The following is an 18,637-nucleotide window of genomic DNA, read 5'->3' as shown; positions in this document are numbered from 1 at the left end:
TCTAAAACTATAACCGTTTTAGGGTCTTATAAGGTATGCCTACAGCCCGGATAAAATATTTTTTTCTCTTTGCCCTATACCTGCTGAGCGCTGGCCTGGCTGTAGCACAGGATGCGCACTTCACTCAGCAGTACGCGAACCGGCTATACCTGAACCCTGCCTTCAGCGGACTGGGCCGCGACTGGAGCGTATCTGTTGCCCACCGCAACCAATGGCCATCGCTCAACGGATCCTTCATTACCAATCAGGTCTCTGCCGACTATCGCTTTGAAGGCACCAAAAGTGCAATTGGGATGGTACTGCAGCAGGACCGCGCCGGTATTGGCGGATTGCAAAAACTGCAGGCCGCTCTGGCTTACGCCTATCATACCCGCCTTACCGACAACCTGGCTTTTGCAGGAGGCCTTCAAACATCTATAGCCTCACTGCGTGTAAATTACGACAACCTGGTCTTCGGCGATCAGCTAACTGATTTTGGGCAAACCGCTCTTACTTCTGCAGAGGCCCATTATTTCGATCCAACCAACTATGTGAGCTTTGCTGTGGGCACGATCTTGTACAATAACAATTTCTGGGCCGGGCTGAACGTGTCGCACCTCAACCAGCCATCCTATGGTTTTGACGAAACGACCAGGCTGCCGTTGCGCTTTGTAGCAAATGCCGGTTACAAGTTCTACCTAGATACCGGTTTAAGACGCAGGAATGCTGAGTTTAGCATAAGTCCGGCGCTGAATTTTACACATCAGCAAAATTTTAATCGTATTGATTTAGCCTTGTATACTATCTATTCACCTTTGGCGTTAGGTGTAATATATAAAGGAGTACCTGCAACTGGCACAGACCAGGATCAGAGTTTAGGAGTGATAGCAGGCATCAGCCTGAACAGGCTCCGTATCGGCTTCAGCCACGACGTGGGAGTGAAGGGATTTGGCAGACAGGCGGGTGGCGCGAATGAAATTTCGCTCGTTTTTGAACAACTTAACTTAAATAATTTGTTCACAGGCCGTCGATCGTCCAAAATAAACCATAACATTGTTTGTCCGGCATTCTGAATTTAGTTATAATTGCACGTTAAATTACATTAAAAGAACCTTATCATTAGTAGGTCCTAATCTATGAAGCTTATTAAGTATGTATCAGCCGTTGTAGTAGGAGGAGCTCTCCTTGCATCATGCGGAAGAGGGGGCGGCTATCCAACTAGCACTGACCCAGGCGATTACAGCTCGGCCACGGGTATAGAATACAACGAGGACGAAACTGCGTTTCAGGTAAACGATTACGAAGACTTCCCTCAGGCTCCGGGTCTTGTATTTATTGAAGGTGGCCGTACCACACTGGGCTCTATGGAGGAGGACATCGCCATGACCCGTGACAATATCGAGCGCACGGTAACGGTAGCTTCATTTTACATGGACGAAACTGAGGTGGCTAACATCCACTGGCTGGAGTACCTGCACTACCTGAAGCGTGACTCTATACCTGAGGTATACGTAGCTGCCCTTCCGGATACGACTGTATGGTCGCGTCAGCTTTCTTTCAATGACCCTTACGTAACGTACTACCTGCGTTACCCTGGTTTCCGTTTCTTCCCGGTAGTAGGTGTTAGCTGGCTTCAGGCCAATGACTACTGCACCTGGCGTACAGCTAAGGTAAACGAAAACCTGGCTAAAGAAGCAACTGGCGGTACTGAAAGAAGAGGTCTTTTCGGAAGAAACCGTGGAACTCAGGAAACAACAGAAGCAACAGCACTTTCAATCGAGTCTGGCTATGTATTGCCGAACTACCGTCTCCCAACAGAAGCTGAATGGGAGTATGCTGCCCAAGCCCTGATCGGCACGCAGTACAACGAGGACGAGAACCAAAACAACAGAAGACTTTACCCTTGGGATGGTCATCAGCTGCGTAACCCGTATGGCAAGAAAATGGGCCAGTTCCTAGCTAACTTCAAGCGTGGCCGTGGTGACTATGCTGGTATTGCCGGTTCACTGAACGACGGTGCCATGATCACAGACTACATTTATGCTTATCCGCCAAACGACTTCGGTCTGTATAACATGGCTGGTAACGTAAACGAGTGGGTGCAGGATGTTTATCGTCCGCTTTCATTCCAGGACGTTGAAGACCTGAACCCATTCCGTAGAGACGGTTACCTGGACGAAGCTGAAAACTATGACACAGGTGAAGGTTTCCACTCACTGATCAGCAACGAGGTTCGCGTTTACAAAGGTGGTTCATGGAAAGACGTAGCTTACTGGCTGTCTCCAGGTACCAGAAGATTCATGGCGCAGGATTCATCTACAGCAACAATCGGTTTCCGTTGCGCGATGATCAACGCAGGATCTAACAGATAAGAACTAACAGTTAATACTATATTTTAAAGGGCCCGGGATTTACCCGGGCTTTTTGCATTTTTAGTCTTGCCGACTTAAAGTTGCGCTGCCGCAATGGTCGTCACACTTACTTCATGACACCCACTTTGCAATAAGGTATGGGCACATGCATCCAGTGTTGCTCCTGTTGTCAGGACATCGTCCACTAACAGTATCCGCTTTCCGCTTACTTCCTCAGCCTTCTTCACAACAAATACCTGTTCTACATTTTGCCAGCGATCCAGACGGCTTTTCTTTGTCTGAGAGTCCGTATCGATGGCACGCTCCAGCACTTTGTTACTCCACGGAATTTGCAGTGCCTCCGATAATCCCTTCGCAAAACCGTCTGACTGGTTATAACCACGCCGGCGTAGTTTCAACCGGTGCAGCGGCACAGGGATGATCAAGTCAAAGTGGGTTGCATACCCGTGGTCAAACAGGATGGAGCCGTAGCGTATACCCAAGTGCTCGCCAACTTCCTCAGCTCCTTTATACTTAAGCTTGTGCAAGAGGCGCTGCACCCGCCCTTTGGGCCTGAAAAGCAGGTATGAGAATGCAAACCGTACCGGCACCTTACCCCAAAACCGCTGCTGCAGGTAGTTCAACTCTGTCGCACCATGCAGGTGCAGGTCGGTGTAGGGGAGTTTCACATTACACTCTGTGCAGATATATCGCTCGCCACGAGTCAATGCCTGATCGCATGCATGGCATATTTCGGGAAAAAGTAAAGACAGAAAATCCTGTAACATAGCGGGACAGGCGTGATTAAGGTATTCTTGAGAATTTAGATTAACTTTAACTGTTATACTTTTAATAGCATAAAACAGTCACAGCACACACAACAATGAGTCAGATAGAAGAATTCAACGAATATCGTACGCGCATGAACGAGCGCATCATGTCTTACGATAACAAAGTAATCAAGCGATTTTTTAACCTCGACACCAACACCTACATGGAGGGTGCTTTGGACGTGAAAACGAAAGAAATGCTCGGTTTGGTAGCCTCTATGGTGCTCCGTTGCGACGATTGCATCAAGTACCACCTGGGCAAGTGCTTTGAAGAAGGCGTTTCGGATGAGCAGGTGTTTGAGGTGTTCTCCATTGCCAATCTGGTGGGAGGATCCATCGTGATCCCGCACTTCCGCCGTGCAGTAGAGTACTGGGAGGAACTTAAAGCACAGCAGAGCGCTTCTTAGACAAAGTATTTTCAAAGTTGATTTGTTCAGCCAGCTGCCCTTTACTCAGAAGCGAGTTTTATGAAGCAGGCAGTTGAACAATTCAGCTATTTAATAATTAAACATATGGCCGACGAATCATCTAACCTGGATCACAGATGGACCAACCTAAGGGCTTCGATGATGAAGACTTTCGGGAAAAAACCTGATCTGAATGCCATCCTGTTTCTGATAGGTATACAGGAATTGGGAAAGGGTATCTCGGATTTTACAAAAGAGGAGAAGCAGGACCTGATGCACATCGCTACCTGCAAGGTGTTCAGTCTGTCAGGTTTTTATGAACTAGAGCGGGTTGACGAAGAAGGTTGGCCCCATTACCGGTCTGTCAAGGCTATACCTTTCACTAATTTGAAAGATCAGGAGAGAATGCTGAAATGGCATATCCTGGAGTACTTCGACAGAGCTGACGAAATATAATATCTCAAAATTTTAAATTTTACCTGCACGGGTAGCATGTTTCTTCTTCCTATCGAAAGAGAGCTTGCTACCTATGTCAGGACGTGAAACAGTTAGTATGAAAATAATCACTTACAACGTAAATGGCATCCGTGCCGCCATTACCAAAGGATTTACGGACTGGGTAAAAGCTGCCAATCCGGATGTACTTTGCCTGCAAGAGATCAAAGCCTGCGAAGATAAATTTGACCGTGCCATATTCGAAGATATAGGCTACCACGTATACCTGCATCCTGCTGTAAAAAAGGGGTATAGCGGTGTGGCCATCCTCAGCAAAGACAAGCCCAAGCATGTGGAGATAGGCTGTGGCATGGAATGTTACGACAACGAGGGCCGCGTAATCCGTGCAGACTTCGACGATTATTCGGTAATGAGCGTATACATGCCTTCCGGATCCAGCGGCGATGAGCGGCAGGGTTTCAAAATGCAATGGCTCGATGATTTTTATGGCTACATAGGCGACCTGAAGCAAACGTTGCCAGGTATGGTAATCAGTGGCGACTACAACATATGTCACCAGGCCATCGACATTCACAACCCGAAATCAAATGCCAACAGCTCGGGCTTCTTGCCTGAAGAGCGTAACTGGATGACCAATTTTATCGAGAGTGGCTTTGTGGACAGCTTCCGCCATTTTAATAAAGAACCGCACAACTACAGTTGGTGGAGTTACAGGGCAGGGGCACGTGCCAAGAACCTGGGCTGGCGTATCGATTACAACATGGTGACGGGCAATTTGCAGGATCGTATGCAACGGGCAGCCATATTGCCAGAAGCCAAACACTCCGATCACTGCCCGGTTTTATTGGATATTATATAGTAGCACGCCCTGTACGTATACTAAATCGATCGTGCAGACAGTTTTATAACAGAGGCTTTAGGAGATTCTCTTAAATTTCTATATTTTAACAACTTATACCTCTCAGGTTAATCATTAGCTGTAAGCATGAGTTAGTAACGATTAAACAACTAGGCAGATGAATCAGCACGATGCGATGGACAAGCTGTTATACCAGCTGCAGGCCTTTAAGAAAAAGTTCTACCTCAACCTATTGTTGCGGGGGAGCATTTTCGCGACAGGCTTGCTGATGTCCATTTACATCGTGTATAGTCTGTTGGAGTATATCTTTTACTTCCCGGTGATCGTGCGGGCCTTTCTGCTGTTCTCTTTTGTAGGCCTCACGCTCTACGCACTCGTTCGCTGGATCATTCTCCCAATCTCAGCGCTGACCAACCTCCGAAAATTGCTTTCTGATGAGCAGGCTGCTGCCAGGGTAGGGGATCACTATCCTGAAATAAAGGATAAGCTGCTTAATGCTATTCAGCTAAAAGACCTTGATCGGACTAATGAACTGATTGCCGCCAGTATAGCCCAGCGTTCCTCACAGCTCGTCAATTATCCATTCGAAGAGGCCGTCACCTACCGAGAGAATAAGCCCCTTCTAAAATACATTGCACTGCCTGCTGTTATCATGCTGCTGATCGCCTTGCTGTACCCTACCATATTTGTGCAGGGCACGGAGCGCATCATCAATTACAAGAAACACTATACTCCGCTAGCACCTTTCCGGTTTGTGGTAGAGAATGAGTCGCTGCAGACTTACAGAGGAGAGGATTTTGAGCTGAAAGTGCAGTTGGAAGGCAAAACGATACCGAGTGAGGTATACATTCATTACAACGGTAGACGCCAGCGATTGCAGAAGGGCAGCAACGGCTATACCTATACTTTTAAGCAGTTGCAACGCCCTGTTGAGTTTCAGTTGGAGGGCTCGGGCTTTATGTCTGATGACTATAACCTGAAGCTGCTCTCGAGACCAAATCTGAAGAACTTCCATATGGAAGTGGCTTATCCTGCCTACCTAAAGCGAAAGCCTGAACTGATTCAGAATACGGGGAATGCGACTATACCTGCAGGCAGTACTATCACTTGGAATTTCGATGCAACCGAGACAGACCGTGTTGAAATCAATTTTGAAAACCCCTCTGAATCACTTGTAGCCCAATCTAAAGAAAACTTATTCACAGCCAGCAAGCAGTTTACCGAAAGCCAAAACTATGGTGTAAACCTTCGGAATGCGCATAGCTCAAATAAAGAAGAGATCAATTACCAGATCACCACTATACCTGACCGGCATCCGCTTATTTCTTTAGAACAGTACCACGACTCTGCTCTATACCGCTTTGTGGTATTGGCCGGCGAAATATCTGACGACTATGGGCTGACTCGACTCGTGCTGAACTACAAGGTGACGAATGATAAGAATCCGCAAGCCAAGTATAAGAGTGTACCGATCGGCCTCAACCGACAGCAACTCAGCCAGACCTATTACCATCAGTGGAACACCGCCAGTCTGCAACTCAATCCTGGCGATAAGCTGGAGTACTTTGTGCAGGTATGGGACAATGATGGCTTGAACGGACCTAAGAGTGCCCGTACCCGCTCCTTCGAACTGCGAGTGCCAAGCCGCCGTGACCTGGAGCAGGAACTGAATAGCAATGCCCAGTCGGTGGAAAGTCAGTTGAGCAAATCACTGGAAAGAAGTACAAAGCTGAAAGAAGAGCTGGCCCAGTCTGAGGAAAAAATGAAAACGAAGCGCGACCTGAACTGGCAAGACAAAAAGCAACTGGAGGATCTGGCTGAGAAGCGCAAACAGTTAGAGCAGGATATTTCTTCTATGAAGGAACTGTTTGACGAACTCAACAAGAAGCAAAACATGCTTTCGGAGCAGGACAAGCAGTTGGCTGAAAAAGCTCAAGAGTTAAAAAAATTGATGGACAGCCTGCTCGACGAAGAAACCAAAAAACTTTACGAAGAACTGGAAAAGCTATTGCAAGAGCAGAGCCCGAAAGATTCTGAACTGCAGAAGCTCTTAAGCAAACTCGATAACCGTGAACGCAACCTCGAGCGTGAATTGGAAAGGGCACTTGAGCTATTTAAGCAGCTTCAGTTTGAGCAAAAGCTCGACAACATCACTAATAAGCTGGAGGAAATGGCCAAGGAGCAGGAAGAACTGGCAGATAAAACCGCCCAAAAGCAGGAAGACAATAAGCAGTTACAGCAGGAGCAGGAAAGCATACAGAAAGAGTTTGAGCAGCTGAAGGAGGACATGAAAGACCTGAAAGAGCTTAACGATAAGCTTCAGAACCCGAATCAGATGGACGAGCAGCAAATGCAGCAGGAGCAACAGCAGATTGAGCAGGACATGGAGCAGGGACAGCAGCAGCTTGAAAAGAACCATAATAAAAAAGCCAGCGAGTCGCAGCAGAAAGCGGGGGAGAAGATGAAGCAGATGGCCCAGCAAATGGAACAGATGCAGAACAGCATGAGCATGGACGGCATGCAGCAGAACCTTGACAACCTACGCGACATCCTGGAGAACCTGATCAAGCTGTCATTTGATCAGGAAGGACTGATGAAATCTTTCCGGGGTGTCAACCAAAGCGATCCGCGTTTTATTTACCTATCTCAGCAACAGCTCTCACTCCGCGATAATGCCAAGGTAATAGAAGACAGTCTTTTTGCTCTTGCCAAAAAAGTTTTCCAGCTCGAGTCTTTTGTAACACGTGAGGTTGCGCAAATGAACGAAAGCATGGACAACAGCATGAAAGAGCTGCGCGACCGTAACGTGGGTCGTGCTACCGCTCAGCAGCAGCTCGCCATGACATCCATGAACAACCTGGCTTTGATGCTCAACGATGCGCTGAAGCAAATGCAGCAGGCCATGCAGCAAATGCAGGGCAGCATGGCCTCAAAACAGAAGGGAAGTAAGCCGCAGCCTGGTGATTTTGGTCAGGTGCAGGATGCTTTGAACAAAAAAATCGAAGAATTAAAAAAAGGTGGCAAGTCAGGTAAGGCACTGTCTGAAGAATTAGCTAAATTAGCTGCGGAGCAAGAGGCTTTGCGTAACGCCCTTAAAGAAATGGAGAAACAGGGACAGAAACCTGGCGAAAAGGGCGGCAACGGTGAGTTGGGAAATATCAGCAAGATGATGGAACAAAGCGAGACTGATCTCGTTAATAAACGTTTGACTGAGCAGACCATCATGCGGCAGCGCGAAATTCTTACTCGTTTGCTGGAAGCAGAGAAGTCAATGAAGGAGCGGGAACTGGATAATAAACGCGAGGCCAAGAGCGCTCAGGATGTTGCCAGAAGGGTTCCTCCATCATTCGAAAAGTATTTAAGAACAAAAGAGAAACAAACGGAATTGCTGCAAACCGTATCACCGGCGCTTACGCCCTACTACAAACAGAAGGTTAGCGAGTATTTCCAAAATATGAATAACTAATACGCACCTTATAGCATCACTAACAAGTAATATGAATCAGGTTAAAATTCAGATTCCTTCCTTAATCGAGAACATCCGAGTTATAGAAAGCTTCATAGACAATTCAAAGGAAGAATTCGAGTTTGAAGACGATGTGTATGGCAACATTATGGTAGCCGTTACAGAGTCTGTGAACAATGCCATCCGCCACGGCAATAAATTCGACAAGGAAAAACTAGTATACCTTACGCTCCAGGTAGAGAATAATCAGCTTCTTTTTGAAATTGAAGATGAAGGACCTGGTTTTGATTATGACACCCTGCCCGATCCTACGGCTCCTGAGAACCTGGAGAACCCTGGCGGCCGTGGTATCTTCCTGATGCGTAACCTGTGTGACGAAGTAAACTTCCTCGACAACGGTAAAAAGGTGCAGTTAATATTTAACATCACACAATCACAGAATGGATCATCCAATTGAGTTCTTCAGCGAGGATCTTGATTTCTCGCTGGAAAACCCAGAGCAGATTTCCGACTGGATTGCAGACATCATAGAGCAACACGAACATGAGCTGCTAAGCTTGACTTACATTTTCTGTTCTGACGATTACCTGCACCAGATCAATGTAGAGTATCTCGATCACGACACACTCACAGACATCATCACCTTCGACAATGCCGACATAGAAGGCACTATCGAAGGTGATATTTTTATTAGCATTGACCGTGTGCGCGATAACGCCATGACACACGGCACCTCTTTTAATGACGAGCTTCACCGCGTTCTCATCCACGGCGTACTTCACTTGCTTGGTTTTAAAGATAAAACCCCTGAGCAGGAAGCAGCTATGCGCAAACTCGAAGATTCTTCCTTATCTTTGCGGAAATTTTAATCGCAAATAAGGGAATTACCAACCTCCCTTTGATGTTTCACGTGAAACATCTCTAAATCCTGAATACATGTTTCCAGAATACGATATCATAGTTGTAGGTGCGGGCCATGCAGGCTGTGAAGCCGCTGCCGCAGCTGCCAAAATGGGCTCTAAAGTTCTTTTGGCGACCATGAATATGAATACCATTGCACAGATGTCCTGCAACCCGGCTATGGGTGGCGTAGCAAAAGGACAGATTGTGCGTGAAGTTGATGCGCTGGGTGGTATGAGCGGTATCATTACCGACGAGACCATGATCCAATTCCGCATGCTGAACAAATCAAAAGGCCCTGCCATGTGGAGCCCACGTGCACAGAGTGATCGCATGCGATTTGCTGAGGCCTGGCGTTTGACACTGGAGCAAACTGAAAACGTTGACTTCTGGCAGGAGATGGTGACAGGTATAGAAGTAGAGGGTGGAAGAGCCGTTGGCGTACGCACCAGCTTGGGGATAACTATACGCGGAAAGGCCGTCATTTTAACGAATGGCACTTTTTTGAATGGTATTATCCACATCGGGGAGAAGCAAATGGGAGGGGGCCGTTCTGCTGAAAAATCAGCTAAAGGTCTGACAGAACAACTAATCGAACTTGGCTTCGAGGCTGGTCGCATGAAGACAGGTACACCGCCACGTGTTGATGGCCGCTCACTTGACTATAGCCGTATGGAAGAACAGTTCGGTGATGAGAACCCTTCTAAATTCTCATACACTGAAACCACTCCATTGGCTAAGCAGCGCAGTTGCTATATCACCTATACTAATTCAGATGTACACGAGATCCTGAAAACAGGCTTCGAAAAATCGCCTATGTTCCAGGGACGTATCCAAGGATTAGGTCCTCGTTACTGTCCGTCTATTGAAGACAAGATCAACCGTTTCGCTGATCGTGACCGTCACCAGATCTTTGTGGAGCCGGAAGGATGGAGTACAGTAGAAGTATATGTAAATGGTTTTTCCAGCTCACTGCCAGAAGATGTGCAGCTGAAAGCACTCCGTAAGATCGTAGGATTTGAGAACGCCAAGATGTTCCGCCCTGGATATGCGATAGAGTACGACTTCTTCCCACCGACACAGCTGAACCTAACCTTGGAAACAAAACTGGTGCAGAATCTATACTTTGCTGGCCAGATAAACGGTACTACAGGATATGAAGAAGCAGCTTGCCAGGGATTGATGGCAGGTATAAATGCGCATAACAAGATAAACGAAAAAGCACCGTTTATACTGAAGCGATCAGAAGCGTACATCGGGGTGCTGATCGATGACCTGGTAAACAAGGGTACCGACGAGCCATACCGTATGTTTACTTCCAGAGCAGAGCACCGTATCCTGCTACGCCAGGACAATGCAGATATACGCCTTACAAAGCTTGGCTACGAGCTTGGATTGGCTGACGAAAGCCGTTTGGCAGCTGTGGATAAGAAGATCACCGAAACGGCTGAAATCATAGCTTACTTAAGTAACAAGCCGATTGAGCCGGGAGATATCAACAGCATGCTAGAGCAAATGGGCTCAGCCCCAATCGTTGAAAAGCAGCGGGCAGGTCAGTTGATCAAACGGCCAAACATCGAAATCAAACATATCGCAGAGGCCGTGCCTGCCGTAGCAGAGTATCTGAGCAAGTTCAAGGCTGACAGTGTGGAGCAGGCTGAGATTGCCGTGAAGTACGAGAGCTATATCGAGAAAGAGCACACCATGGCTGCCAAAATGGGTGAACTCGAGAACTATAATATCAAAGAGAAAATAGACTACCGCAACATACCTGCATTGTCAGCAGAAGCGCGTGAGAAATTGCTACGTATACAGCCTGAGACAATCGGGCAGGCATCACGTATCAGTGGTGTTTCACCAGCTGACATATCTGTACTAATGGTATACCTTGGAAAATAAATGAGCTACGAAAGACTGGAGCATTGCCCGATATGTGGCAAAGAAGATTTTAAAAACTTTCTGGTAGTAACAGACAATGCGGTCTCAAAAGAGAGCTTCGTAATTGTGGAGTGTGAGAACTGCACATTCAAGTTCACGAACCCACGTCCTGATGCCGCCAGTATTGATAAGTATTACGAATCTGAGGAATACATATCGCATAGCAACATAAAAACAGGCATTATCAACAGGGCCTATCATGTGGTACGCTCCATTACGACGAAGCAAAAGGTAGAGCTTATCAACAGGCATGCACCAGCCAAAGGATCTATACTGGATTATGGCTGCGGAACAGGCGTGTTCTTAAATGCCTGCAAAAACGACGGCTGGGAAATAAGAGGAGTGGAGCCCAATGCTCGTGCTCGTGAGGAGGCTTCAGGCCACACAGGTGAAATAATAGCGAAAGAACTTAGTGAGATAGCAGGAGAGAAATTTGAGGTAATCACGCTCTGGCATGTGCTGGAACATATCCATACCTTGAACGAAACACTTACAGAACTCATTAACCTGTTGCAGGAAGACGGCACCCTGATCATAGCTGTTCCCAATGCTGATTCGCATGACGCACAACAGTACAAAGCAGACTGGGCAGCGTATGATGTGCCACGTCACCTGTACCACTTTACACAACCAACCATGAAGCGCTTACTCAAGAAACACAAGATGAAACTAGAGGAAGTGCTGCCCATGAAGTTTGATGCCTATTACGTGAGCATGCTCAGCGAGAAACAGAAGGAAGGGAAGACAAAAGTCATCAGTAGTGTGGTCAATGGGTTTAAGTCTAACAGCTATGCAGAGAAAAACGGTAACGACTACTCGAGCCTGATCTTTGTAGCAAAGAGAAAATAAACACCACCAAACAGTGTTAATAAATAAGAACAAGGCAAGCGAAAGTTTGCCTGTTTTTCATTTAAACGAATATTAGATGAAAATTGTCAACAGCCTCTTACTAGCAGCTTCAGTCATTACTATCGCTTCTTGCGCCAGTATAAACAACCCGGAAGGAGGACCTAAAGATGAAGACGCACCGGAACTTCTGAATAGCAATCCGAAGTCGCAGGAACTGAATGTAAGTACCCGTACCATCACGCTTGATTTCAACGAGGAGGTCCAGCAAAACAACCTGCAGAAAGAACTCCTGATCACACCGTTTACCGACAACAAATATCAGGTGCGATCGAGCCGAACCAGAATGGAGTTAGTGTTTGAGCAACCATTTGAAGAAAACACAACCTATACTTTCAACTTCAGAAAAGGCATACAGGATATCACGGAAAAAAACATTGCAGAAGGATTAGTACTGACGTTTAGTACAGGCAGTTTCATAGACTCGAGCAGGGTAAGCGGGCAAGTAGTAAGACTGTTGACGCAGGAACCTGAGAACGAAGCCGTGGTGGCTTTATACCCTACAAGCGACACACTCAGTATCAGGAAAAGCAGACCATATTACCAGACCCAGACAAATGCTAATGGGGAGTTCACCTTCGAAAACATAAGAGATGGTGAGTATAGAATCTATGCATTGACTGATAAAAACAATAACTCCCTTTATGACACAGAAGAAGAGCGGATCGCTTATAAAGCAGAACCAATAAGAGTGACAAGCGAGGAACAGGAAATAATATTGCAGACTGTTAGGATAGATACCAAACGGCCCATCCTGCAGCGTCGCGAAAGGTATACAGATCGCTTTGTGGCCAATTATAATGAAGGTATAGAAAGCTTCGTGGCCATGCCGGTAGACTCACCAAAAGACACTTTGATTCATAAAGTATCAACTGATGGCAAGATAGTGGATCTATTTGGCGACAGCCGCTTTACGGGAGGAAGAGCTATACTGACGGCCCTGGACTCAGCTGCAAACCGCACAGTAGATACCGTACAGATAGTCTTCGAAGGCAAGAGAGCACAGCGCGTGCAGGGAGCACGTCTGAAAGAAAACGGTAATACAAGCAATGGGGCAATTAGTGAAGGGCAGCGTGTTATAATCGAATTGGAAACACCGGTTAGAATTCAATCAAAAACCCCAATACGCCTTTTAGCTGACAGCCTGGAGGTGGCCAGACTAACGTATCCGGAACAAGTGGTACTTGATCGTACGGCAACAGAGATGAGCTTTATTATGCCTAAATGGACAAACAGCAACCGTCAGGCAACCATTGTGCTGGACACTGTAGGTATAGTACCGGTGCAAGGGGAACGTTTTACGATGCCGACCCTGCAGGTCACTGTAGCAGAAGCAAGAGGAGCAGGAAGTCTGAGAGGAGCTGTGAAAACAGAGCAAAAGAGCTACATCATTCAATTAGTGGACAACCAATACAAGGTGAAGCACCAGGTGCGAAATACAAGGACATACAATTTCCGAAGCATTGAACCGGGCACTTACTTTATACGCGTGATACTAGATGCCAACAATAATGGCAAATGGGATGGGGGAGACCCTGAACTGGTAAGAGAGCCTGAGCAGGTATACCTCCATGAAAAGCCATTAGAGATAAGAGCCAACTGGGAGATGGAAGAGAATATTGAATTTTAGAGTTAGAAAGGGAGCCTAAGCAGCTCCCTTTTTTTGTGCCCGATTCATACCGTTCAACCGATAACACGTGGATAAAACGCAAATAAAATGGGGTGAAATCAACTGCAGAACCTTAATCAAAAGAATTGTCCACAAGGACCTATCACGCCAAAAAGAGTAAAGAAGAGAAGCTGGTGAATGATAAACCAAACCGCTAATCAGAATAGGTAACAAAACACATATATGAATTCAGCTTTGTACTCCCGGTACGGAATAGGCAATAGCCATCTATCAATCAGATGTAAATTATGAACTGGGAAGAGAGAACTGTTAAGCAATGATATAGTATTCAAATATCGCATTTAAAAGAAAACCTCAAGAGCAAGCGCCCCAAGGCCATGAAGAATGACTTAGGTTTGTAATAAGATCCAACTAAACTTAGGCTATAGAGAGGCAAATAAAAGTCATATAAGATCTACTTAGCGAACGTTTGGAAGACATTAAAAAAAACCAGTGAAATTCTCGCGTATGAACCTGTGCTAATTAGATCCGAGCGCAATGCTAGAGGTGGAAACACATACCTGCTACTCGTATCTTTAAAGCCCCACTTGTATAAAGGGAAAGCAAAAGAAAAGAGGTAAAATATACATGAGGGTAAGAGTAAAATTGGCGAAAAAATGAAAACTCTTTAAATAGAGTGGTGCCGATCTGAAACACAACTTACCTATTGCATCCCCAAGCAAATACATGACTCTCGATGTATCATAATTGAAAAAGGGCTAGCACTCTCCTAAAATTCGCATAGTCGGATTAAACATCTCCATTCCATTTCAGGATGCCTGGCAACAACTAACCTGTCCGCTACCAGATATAATACAACGGATATATCATTCGGTATTTATTTCAGTTTGAAATAGCCGTACCAGAGACCTGTGAAACATAATCACTAGCGACCACATCAAGACTTGCAAAGAAACCTGCTCCTCTTCCGTAATAGGTAAAATCGATTACCGTCAAAGGCGATAAAAGGCTTCAGAATACAGAATCAAAAAAGATGTTTAGAAATCCACAAAAAGGGTGGGTATAAATGTGGACAAGTGTGGACCAAATCTGATAACTCAGAGTGGGCATGTTCCACAAGTGGGGCCAAAGGGCTGTGGAACACACAAAAAGTGGAAAGGGGTTGACAAAGGTACATAGAAAAAAGGCTTTTCCACGGCAGTACATGTATGTGAAAAAAGTAATGCACACAAAATGGGCAAAAGTGGAAAAGGCAGTTAAGTGACTGAAAGATAAAAATTAACAAAAAAATAAATTGTGGGTAGCCAGGTGCAAAGCAAGGGTATATAAAATGAAAATGAGGACAATTCAGAATGTTCCACAGTTATTAACTTATGAACAGCCTTAATGATGAAAGAAGATTTATTTAAAAATTTATCTAATTAAAATTAATAAGGTCAGGTAAGATGTGGAAAGCTGGATAAGTCAGGCCAAAAAGAGAAAAGGGAGGATCAAAAAAGGGAGGGAAAGGTAGGGCGCAAGAAAAGGCAAAAAAATAAAAGCGCTATATTTATCTGGAGAAAAAGTGAACGCTAACATAAAACTATGACATTACTTCTAAAGCTGGTTCCTCCGTTTGAGGATCCGGTGCTGATATTTACGATGGTGCTGCTGATCATATTGGTTGCTCCTATCATACTCAACAAATTGCGCATACCTGGTATAGTAGGTTTGATCCTGGCAGGTGTGATAGTAGGACCAAACGGATTCAACCTACTTCTGCGCGACGCCAGTATTATACTGTTCGGAACGGTAGGCCTATTATACATTATGTTCCTGGCAGGGCTGGAAATCGATATGATCGATTTTAAAAAGAACCGAAACAGAAGCTTGATCTTCGGAGCGCTTACTTTCCTTATACCAATCACCACAGGAACACTGATCTTTTATTACTTGATGGATTATCAGTTGCTCTCAGCAATACTGCTGTCAAGTATGTTTTCGTCCCATACCCTGATCGCTTACCCCATAGCCAGCCGACTGGGTATAAGTAAAAACGAAGCAGTTACGATAACGATAGGTGGTACTATCGTGACAGATACAGCGGTACTCCTGGTGCTCGCTGTGGTGGCTGGTAGTTCACAAGGAGATCTGGATGTTTGGTATTGGGTGAAACTGGCAGGCTCCCTGGCCATCTTTGCCGGTATAGTCGTGTTTGTGTTTCCGCGCATAGCAAGCTGGTTCTTTAAGCAAATAGAAAGTGAAAAGGGAGCTCAGTACATATTCGTATTAACGCTGGTGTTTGCGGCAGCCTTTCTGGCAGAGCTGGCAGGAGTAGAAGCCATTATCGGAGCCTTTCTGGCAGGGCTGGCACTTAACCCGCTTATACCCCATACCTCGGCTCTGATGAACAGAATAGAGTTTGTAGGCAATAATATCTTCATCCCTTTCTTCCTGATTAATGTGGGTATGATCGTGGATCTGAGCGTGCTGTTCAGGGGACCTGAGGCGTTGATCATCGCAGGCGTAATAGTGGTAGTGGCGCTGGTAACTAAATTCCTGGCAGCCTGGATCACTCAAAAGATATTCGGGTATAGCGGTACGCAACGTAACCTGATCTTCGGACTTAGCAGTGCACACGCAGCGGCTACACTGGCTGTGATACTGGTAGGTTATAACATCGGCATCATCAATGAAGACGCCCTGAACGGTACCATCGTACTGATCCTGGTCACCTGTCTGGTGAGCTCTTTTGTAACTGAGAAAGTAGGCAAACGACTGGCTATCATAGAAAGCCGCCGCAAACCGAACCTGAGTGAGAAACCAGACCGTATCCTGGTACCCATCGCCAATCCGCAGAATATAGAGAACCTGATTGACCTTTCGGTAATGTTGCGGAACCCGGATTATCACGAACCGATTTATCCGTTGGCAGTGGTGCTGGATAATGAGCATGCTGAAGAGGAGATTTTCAAAAAGAACAAGATGCTGCAGGAGGCAATCACACATGCCTCAGCCACTGACAATGACGTGCAATTGGTATCCAAGATCGACATCAACATAGCCAGCGGTATACTCAGGGCTATAAAAGAGCTGATGATTACAGAGGTTGTGCTCGGATGGAATGCCAAGATCACAACCCGTGACCGGATATTCGGTACCATCCTGGACAACCTGCTTGAGAATACAGAGCAGATGATTCTGGTATGCAAGATTATGCAGCCACTGAATACGACAAGCCGCCTGGTTGTGATCGTGCCGGCCAATGCGGAGTTGGAGAGAGGTTTCCTGCGCTGGATGCGTGCCGTTCGCCTGTTGTCAACACAACTAGGAGCCAAGGTCGTTTTTATGGCCGGTAGAAGAACAAACAACCAAATAAAAAGTACTGTGAAGAGCAGCAAGCCTGCCATCGACGCTACTTACATGCAACGGCCAACTATGGCGGAGTTTGAAAACAACCAGACAGGTATAGGCAAGGATGACATGGTGGTGGTTATATCAGCCCGTAGAGGCACGGTGTCGTATAATGGCATGCTCGATAATGTGCCGCGGGTACTGTCGCGCAACTACAAAGACAACAGCTTCATTATCGTATATCCGGAGCAGCACCCGAATGTATACCAGGATAACCAGTTCAAGACAACAGGCTATACCAATGAAACAAGCGAAAAAGAAAGCTTTTAACTATGAACTGGATTTCAAAAAAACTGATTTCAGAAAGAATCCGGAGCTGTACCGTATAGGAAAAGGAGAGCAGGGAGTATTGCTGGTGGAGCCGTATAAGTCGGAGATATTGCCGCATTGGCGCTTTAAGACGCCCGAGATCGCACAAGAGTCATCGGAGCATATCTATGGGTTGTTTTTGGATTACCTTCGTCAGAACGACTTTGTAGGCGCTGATATGGCACGCAAGTTTTTGCAGATGGGCTATACCCGCTCACGCCGCTACGCAAACCACCGCACGGGTCAGAAGTATAAAGGCCCCGTACCGGATGATAAAAAAGGACAGAGCGGCGCCCATGGCCGTGATCAGTTGCCGTTGGACCCTGATCCGGTGAAAGCGGAGTCAGCACGCATTTTCAAAGAAAAATGGGATGAGGCAAAGGAAAATGATACGTATAAAAAGTTGATGGCCGAATTCAGGTCGAAATACGAATCTTAAAAAAATGAATTGTTCATTGTATCAATTAACCTTTTAATTCCGAAATTAGTAAATCACATATCTTTGCATACAAGATAAAACGAGAGAGCAACATGGTTAACAAAGAAATCAGGTTAGGCAAAGGGCTTGGGAAGATCAAGTTTGGCCTTACAATGGAAGAAGTAGAGCAACTACTAGGCGAACCTGAAGAGATTGAAGAGTCTGATGAAGAAGATGAGTTTGAGCATCAGGCCTGGAACTACTGGGAGGAGGGCTATTCGCTATACTTCGACAAAGAAGATGATTACAAACTAAGCTGTATCGAAACAGCCAACCGAGAGGTGAAGCTTTGGGAAGAGCGTATTTTCGAAATGAGCCAGGAGCAACTGAAACGGCTTTTCGCAGATCACGGGTATGAGGATATAGAAGAAGAAGAAATGGAGACAGGCGAGACCCGCATTTCTTACGAAAAGGAAATGATCGACCTGTACTTCGACGAAGACCAGCTGATCGCTGTGAACTTTGGGGTGTTCATCAACGACAACCTGGAAGTCGTTTGGCCTGAGAAATAAGGAAACAGTATTTCTACATAGATCCCGGTTTCTGCAAAGGAGCCGGGTTTTTTTTTTGCTCTTTCTGCAAGAGTAGCTAAGCATAATGTATGATTAAACCATCAGTTTAAAGGGTAGCTCAGAGTGTAGCTATACCTGTTTTAACTTTCACGGCATCTACATAGCGACTGTGGAAAATGTGACAGACAACGGTCTCTGCAGGTATAGAAAGACTATTTTTGCA

The 18,637-nt window shown here is 45.9% G+C and carries 15 protein-coding genes; 14 read left to right on the top strand and 1 reads right to left on the bottom strand.

Features of this window, described 5'->3' with window-relative positions:
• Nucleotides 1-35 precede the first annotated feature (35 nt).
• Both Q1A54_RS15230 and gldJ read left to right on the top strand, forming a co-directional pair.
• Nucleotides 36-1,052 (top strand): PorP/SprF family type IX secretion system membrane protein, encoded by a 1,017-nt coding sequence (locus tag Q1A54_RS15230; protein WP_299989962.1) that lies wholly within the window; start codon nt 36-38, stop codon nt 1,050-1,052.
• Between the two features lie 63 nt (nt 1,053-1,115).
• Nucleotides 1,116-2,351, top strand: coding sequence for a gliding motility lipoprotein GldJ (gldJ, locus tag Q1A54_RS15225; protein WP_299989960.1), 1,236 nt, complete (start codon nt 1,116-1,118; stop codon nt 2,349-2,351).
• Nucleotides 2,352-2,425: 74 nt separating this feature from the next.
• Here gldJ and Q1A54_RS15220 read toward each other — a convergent pair whose 3' ends face one another.
• Complete coding sequence (locus tag Q1A54_RS15220; protein WP_299989958.1) at nt 2,426-3,019, bottom strand: phosphoribosyltransferase family protein; 594 nt, start codon at nt 3,017-3,019, stop codon at nt 2,426-2,428.
• Between the two features lie 194 nt (nt 3,020-3,213).
• Between Q1A54_RS15220 and Q1A54_RS15215 the strand changes: the two genes are divergently transcribed.
• The 12 genes from Q1A54_RS15215 (at nt 3,214) to Q1A54_RS15160 (ending at nt 18,414) form a co-directional block, all read left to right on the top strand.
• A complete protein-coding gene (locus Q1A54_RS15215) occupies nt 3,214-3,567 on the top strand; it encodes a carboxymuconolactone decarboxylase family protein (RefSeq protein ID WP_007656658.1) in 354 nt (117 codons plus the stop codon).
• A gap of 105 nt (nt 3,568-3,672) precedes the next feature.
• The gene (locus Q1A54_RS15210; protein WP_007656657.1) at nt 3,673-4,023 is read left to right on the top strand and encodes a hypothetical protein; all 351 of its coding nucleotides are present in this window, start codon (nt 3,673-3,675) and stop codon (nt 4,021-4,023) included.
• Nucleotides 4,024-4,120: 97 nt separating this feature from the next.
• Nucleotides 4,121-4,882 (top strand): exodeoxyribonuclease III, encoded by a 762-nt coding sequence (locus tag Q1A54_RS15205; RefSeq protein WP_299989955.1) that lies wholly within the window; start codon nt 4,121-4,123, stop codon nt 4,880-4,882.
• 157 nt (nt 4,883-5,039) lie between these two features.
• On the top strand, nt 5,040-8,348 hold the full coding sequence (locus tag Q1A54_RS15200) for a DUF4175 family protein (protein WP_299989953.1): 3,309 nt from the start codon (nt 5,040-5,042) through the stop codon (nt 8,346-8,348).
• A gap of 31 nt (nt 8,349-8,379) precedes the next feature.
• Nucleotides 8,380-8,805 (top strand): ATP-binding protein, encoded by a 426-nt coding sequence (locus tag Q1A54_RS15195; RefSeq protein WP_007656655.1) that lies wholly within the window; start codon nt 8,380-8,382, stop codon nt 8,803-8,805.
• Complete coding sequence (ybeY, locus tag Q1A54_RS15190) at nt 8,789-9,217, top strand: rRNA maturation RNase YbeY (RefSeq protein WP_299989950.1); 429 nt, start codon at nt 8,789-8,791, stop codon at nt 9,215-9,217. The genes Q1A54_RS15195 and ybeY overlap by 17 nt, the downstream gene beginning before the upstream one ends.
• 67 nt (nt 9,218-9,284) lie before the next feature.
• Nucleotides 9,285-11,147, top strand: a complete 1,863-nt coding sequence (gene mnmG, locus Q1A54_RS15185; RefSeq protein WP_299989948.1) for a tRNA uridine-5-carboxymethylaminomethyl(34) synthesis enzyme MnmG — start codon at nt 9,285-9,287, stop codon at nt 11,145-11,147.
• Nucleotides 11,148-12,035 (top strand): class I SAM-dependent methyltransferase, encoded by an 888-nt coding sequence (locus tag Q1A54_RS15180; protein WP_299989946.1) that lies wholly within the window; start codon nt 11,148-11,150, stop codon nt 12,033-12,035. It abuts the gene before it with no gap.
• Nucleotides 12,036-12,111: 76 nt separating this feature from the next.
• The gene (locus tag Q1A54_RS15175) at nt 12,112-13,722 is read left to right on the top strand and encodes an Ig-like domain-containing domain (protein WP_299989944.1); all 1,611 of its coding nucleotides are present in this window, start codon (nt 12,112-12,114) and stop codon (nt 13,720-13,722) included.
• Between the two features lie 1,584 nt (nt 13,723-15,306).
• Entirely contained in the window at nt 15,307-17,385 is a 2,079-nt protein-coding gene (locus tag Q1A54_RS15170) for a cation:proton antiporter (RefSeq protein ID WP_299989940.1), read from the top strand.
• Nucleotides 17,357-17,863, top strand: coding sequence for a DUF4385 domain-containing protein (locus Q1A54_RS15165; RefSeq protein WP_299989937.1), 507 nt, complete (start codon nt 17,357-17,359; stop codon nt 17,861-17,863). The genes Q1A54_RS15170 and Q1A54_RS15165 overlap by 29 nt, the downstream gene beginning before the upstream one ends.
• 92 nt (nt 17,864-17,955) lie before the next feature.
• The gene (locus Q1A54_RS15160; RefSeq protein ID WP_196116521.1) at nt 17,956-18,414 is read left to right on the top strand and encodes a hypothetical protein; all 459 of its coding nucleotides are present in this window, start codon (nt 17,956-17,958) and stop codon (nt 18,412-18,414) included.
• The last annotated feature ends 223 nt before the right edge of the window (nt 18,415-18,637 follow it).

It is taken from the genome of uncultured Pontibacter sp., assembly GCF_947502515.1.
GTDB lineage: Bacteria > Bacteroidota > Bacteroidia > Cytophagales > Hymenobacteraceae > Pontibacter.
This window is presented reverse-complemented; position numbering and strand designations above follow the sequence as displayed.

Bases quoted from the DNA above. Each gene is read 5' to 3' on its own strand.
- Q1A54_RS15205 (WP_299989955.1), top strand. From the start codon at position 4,121: ATGAAAATAATCACTTACAACGTAAATGGCATCCGTGCCGCCATTACC.
- Q1A54_RS15200 (WP_299989953.1), top strand. From the start codon at position 5,040: ATGAATCAGCACGATGCGATGGACAAGCTGTTATACCAGCTGCAGGCC.
- Q1A54_RS15215 (WP_007656658.1), top strand. From the start codon at position 3,214: ATGAGTCAGATAGAAGAATTCAACGAATATCGTACGCGCATGAACGAG.
- ybeY (WP_299989950.1), top strand. From the start codon at position 8,789: ATGGATCATCCAATTGAGTTCTTCAGCGAGGATCTTGATTTCTCGCTG.
- Q1A54_RS15195 (WP_007656655.1), top strand. From the start codon at position 8,380: ATGAATCAGGTTAAAATTCAGATTCCTTCCTTAATCGAGAACATCCGA.
- Q1A54_RS15180 (WP_299989946.1), top strand. From the start codon at position 11,148: ATGAGCTACGAAAGACTGGAGCATTGCCCGATATGTGGCAAAGAAGAT.
- gldJ (WP_299989960.1), top strand. From the start codon at position 1,116: ATGAAGCTTATTAAGTATGTATCAGCCGTTGTAGTAGGAGGAGCTCTC.
- Q1A54_RS15170 (WP_299989940.1), top strand. From the start codon at position 15,307: ATGACATTACTTCTAAAGCTGGTTCCTCCGTTTGAGGATCCGGTGCTG.
- Q1A54_RS15230 (WP_299989962.1), top strand. From the start codon at position 36: ATGCCTACAGCCCGGATAAAATATTTTTTTCTCTTTGCCCTATACCTG.
- Q1A54_RS15165 (WP_299989937.1), top strand. From the start codon at position 17,357: ATGAAACAAGCGAAAAAGAAAGCTTTTAACTATGAACTGGATTTCAAA.
- Q1A54_RS15175 (WP_299989944.1), top strand. From the start codon at position 12,112: ATGAAAATTGTCAACAGCCTCTTACTAGCAGCTTCAGTCATTACTATC.
- Q1A54_RS15160 (WP_196116521.1), top strand. From the start codon at position 17,956: ATGGTTAACAAAGAAATCAGGTTAGGCAAAGGGCTTGGGAAGATCAAG.
- Q1A54_RS15210 (WP_007656657.1), top strand. From the start codon at position 3,673: ATGGCCGACGAATCATCTAACCTGGATCACAGATGGACCAACCTAAGG.
- mnmG (WP_299989948.1), top strand. From the start codon at position 9,285: ATGTTTCCAGAATACGATATCATAGTTGTAGGTGCGGGCCATGCAGGC.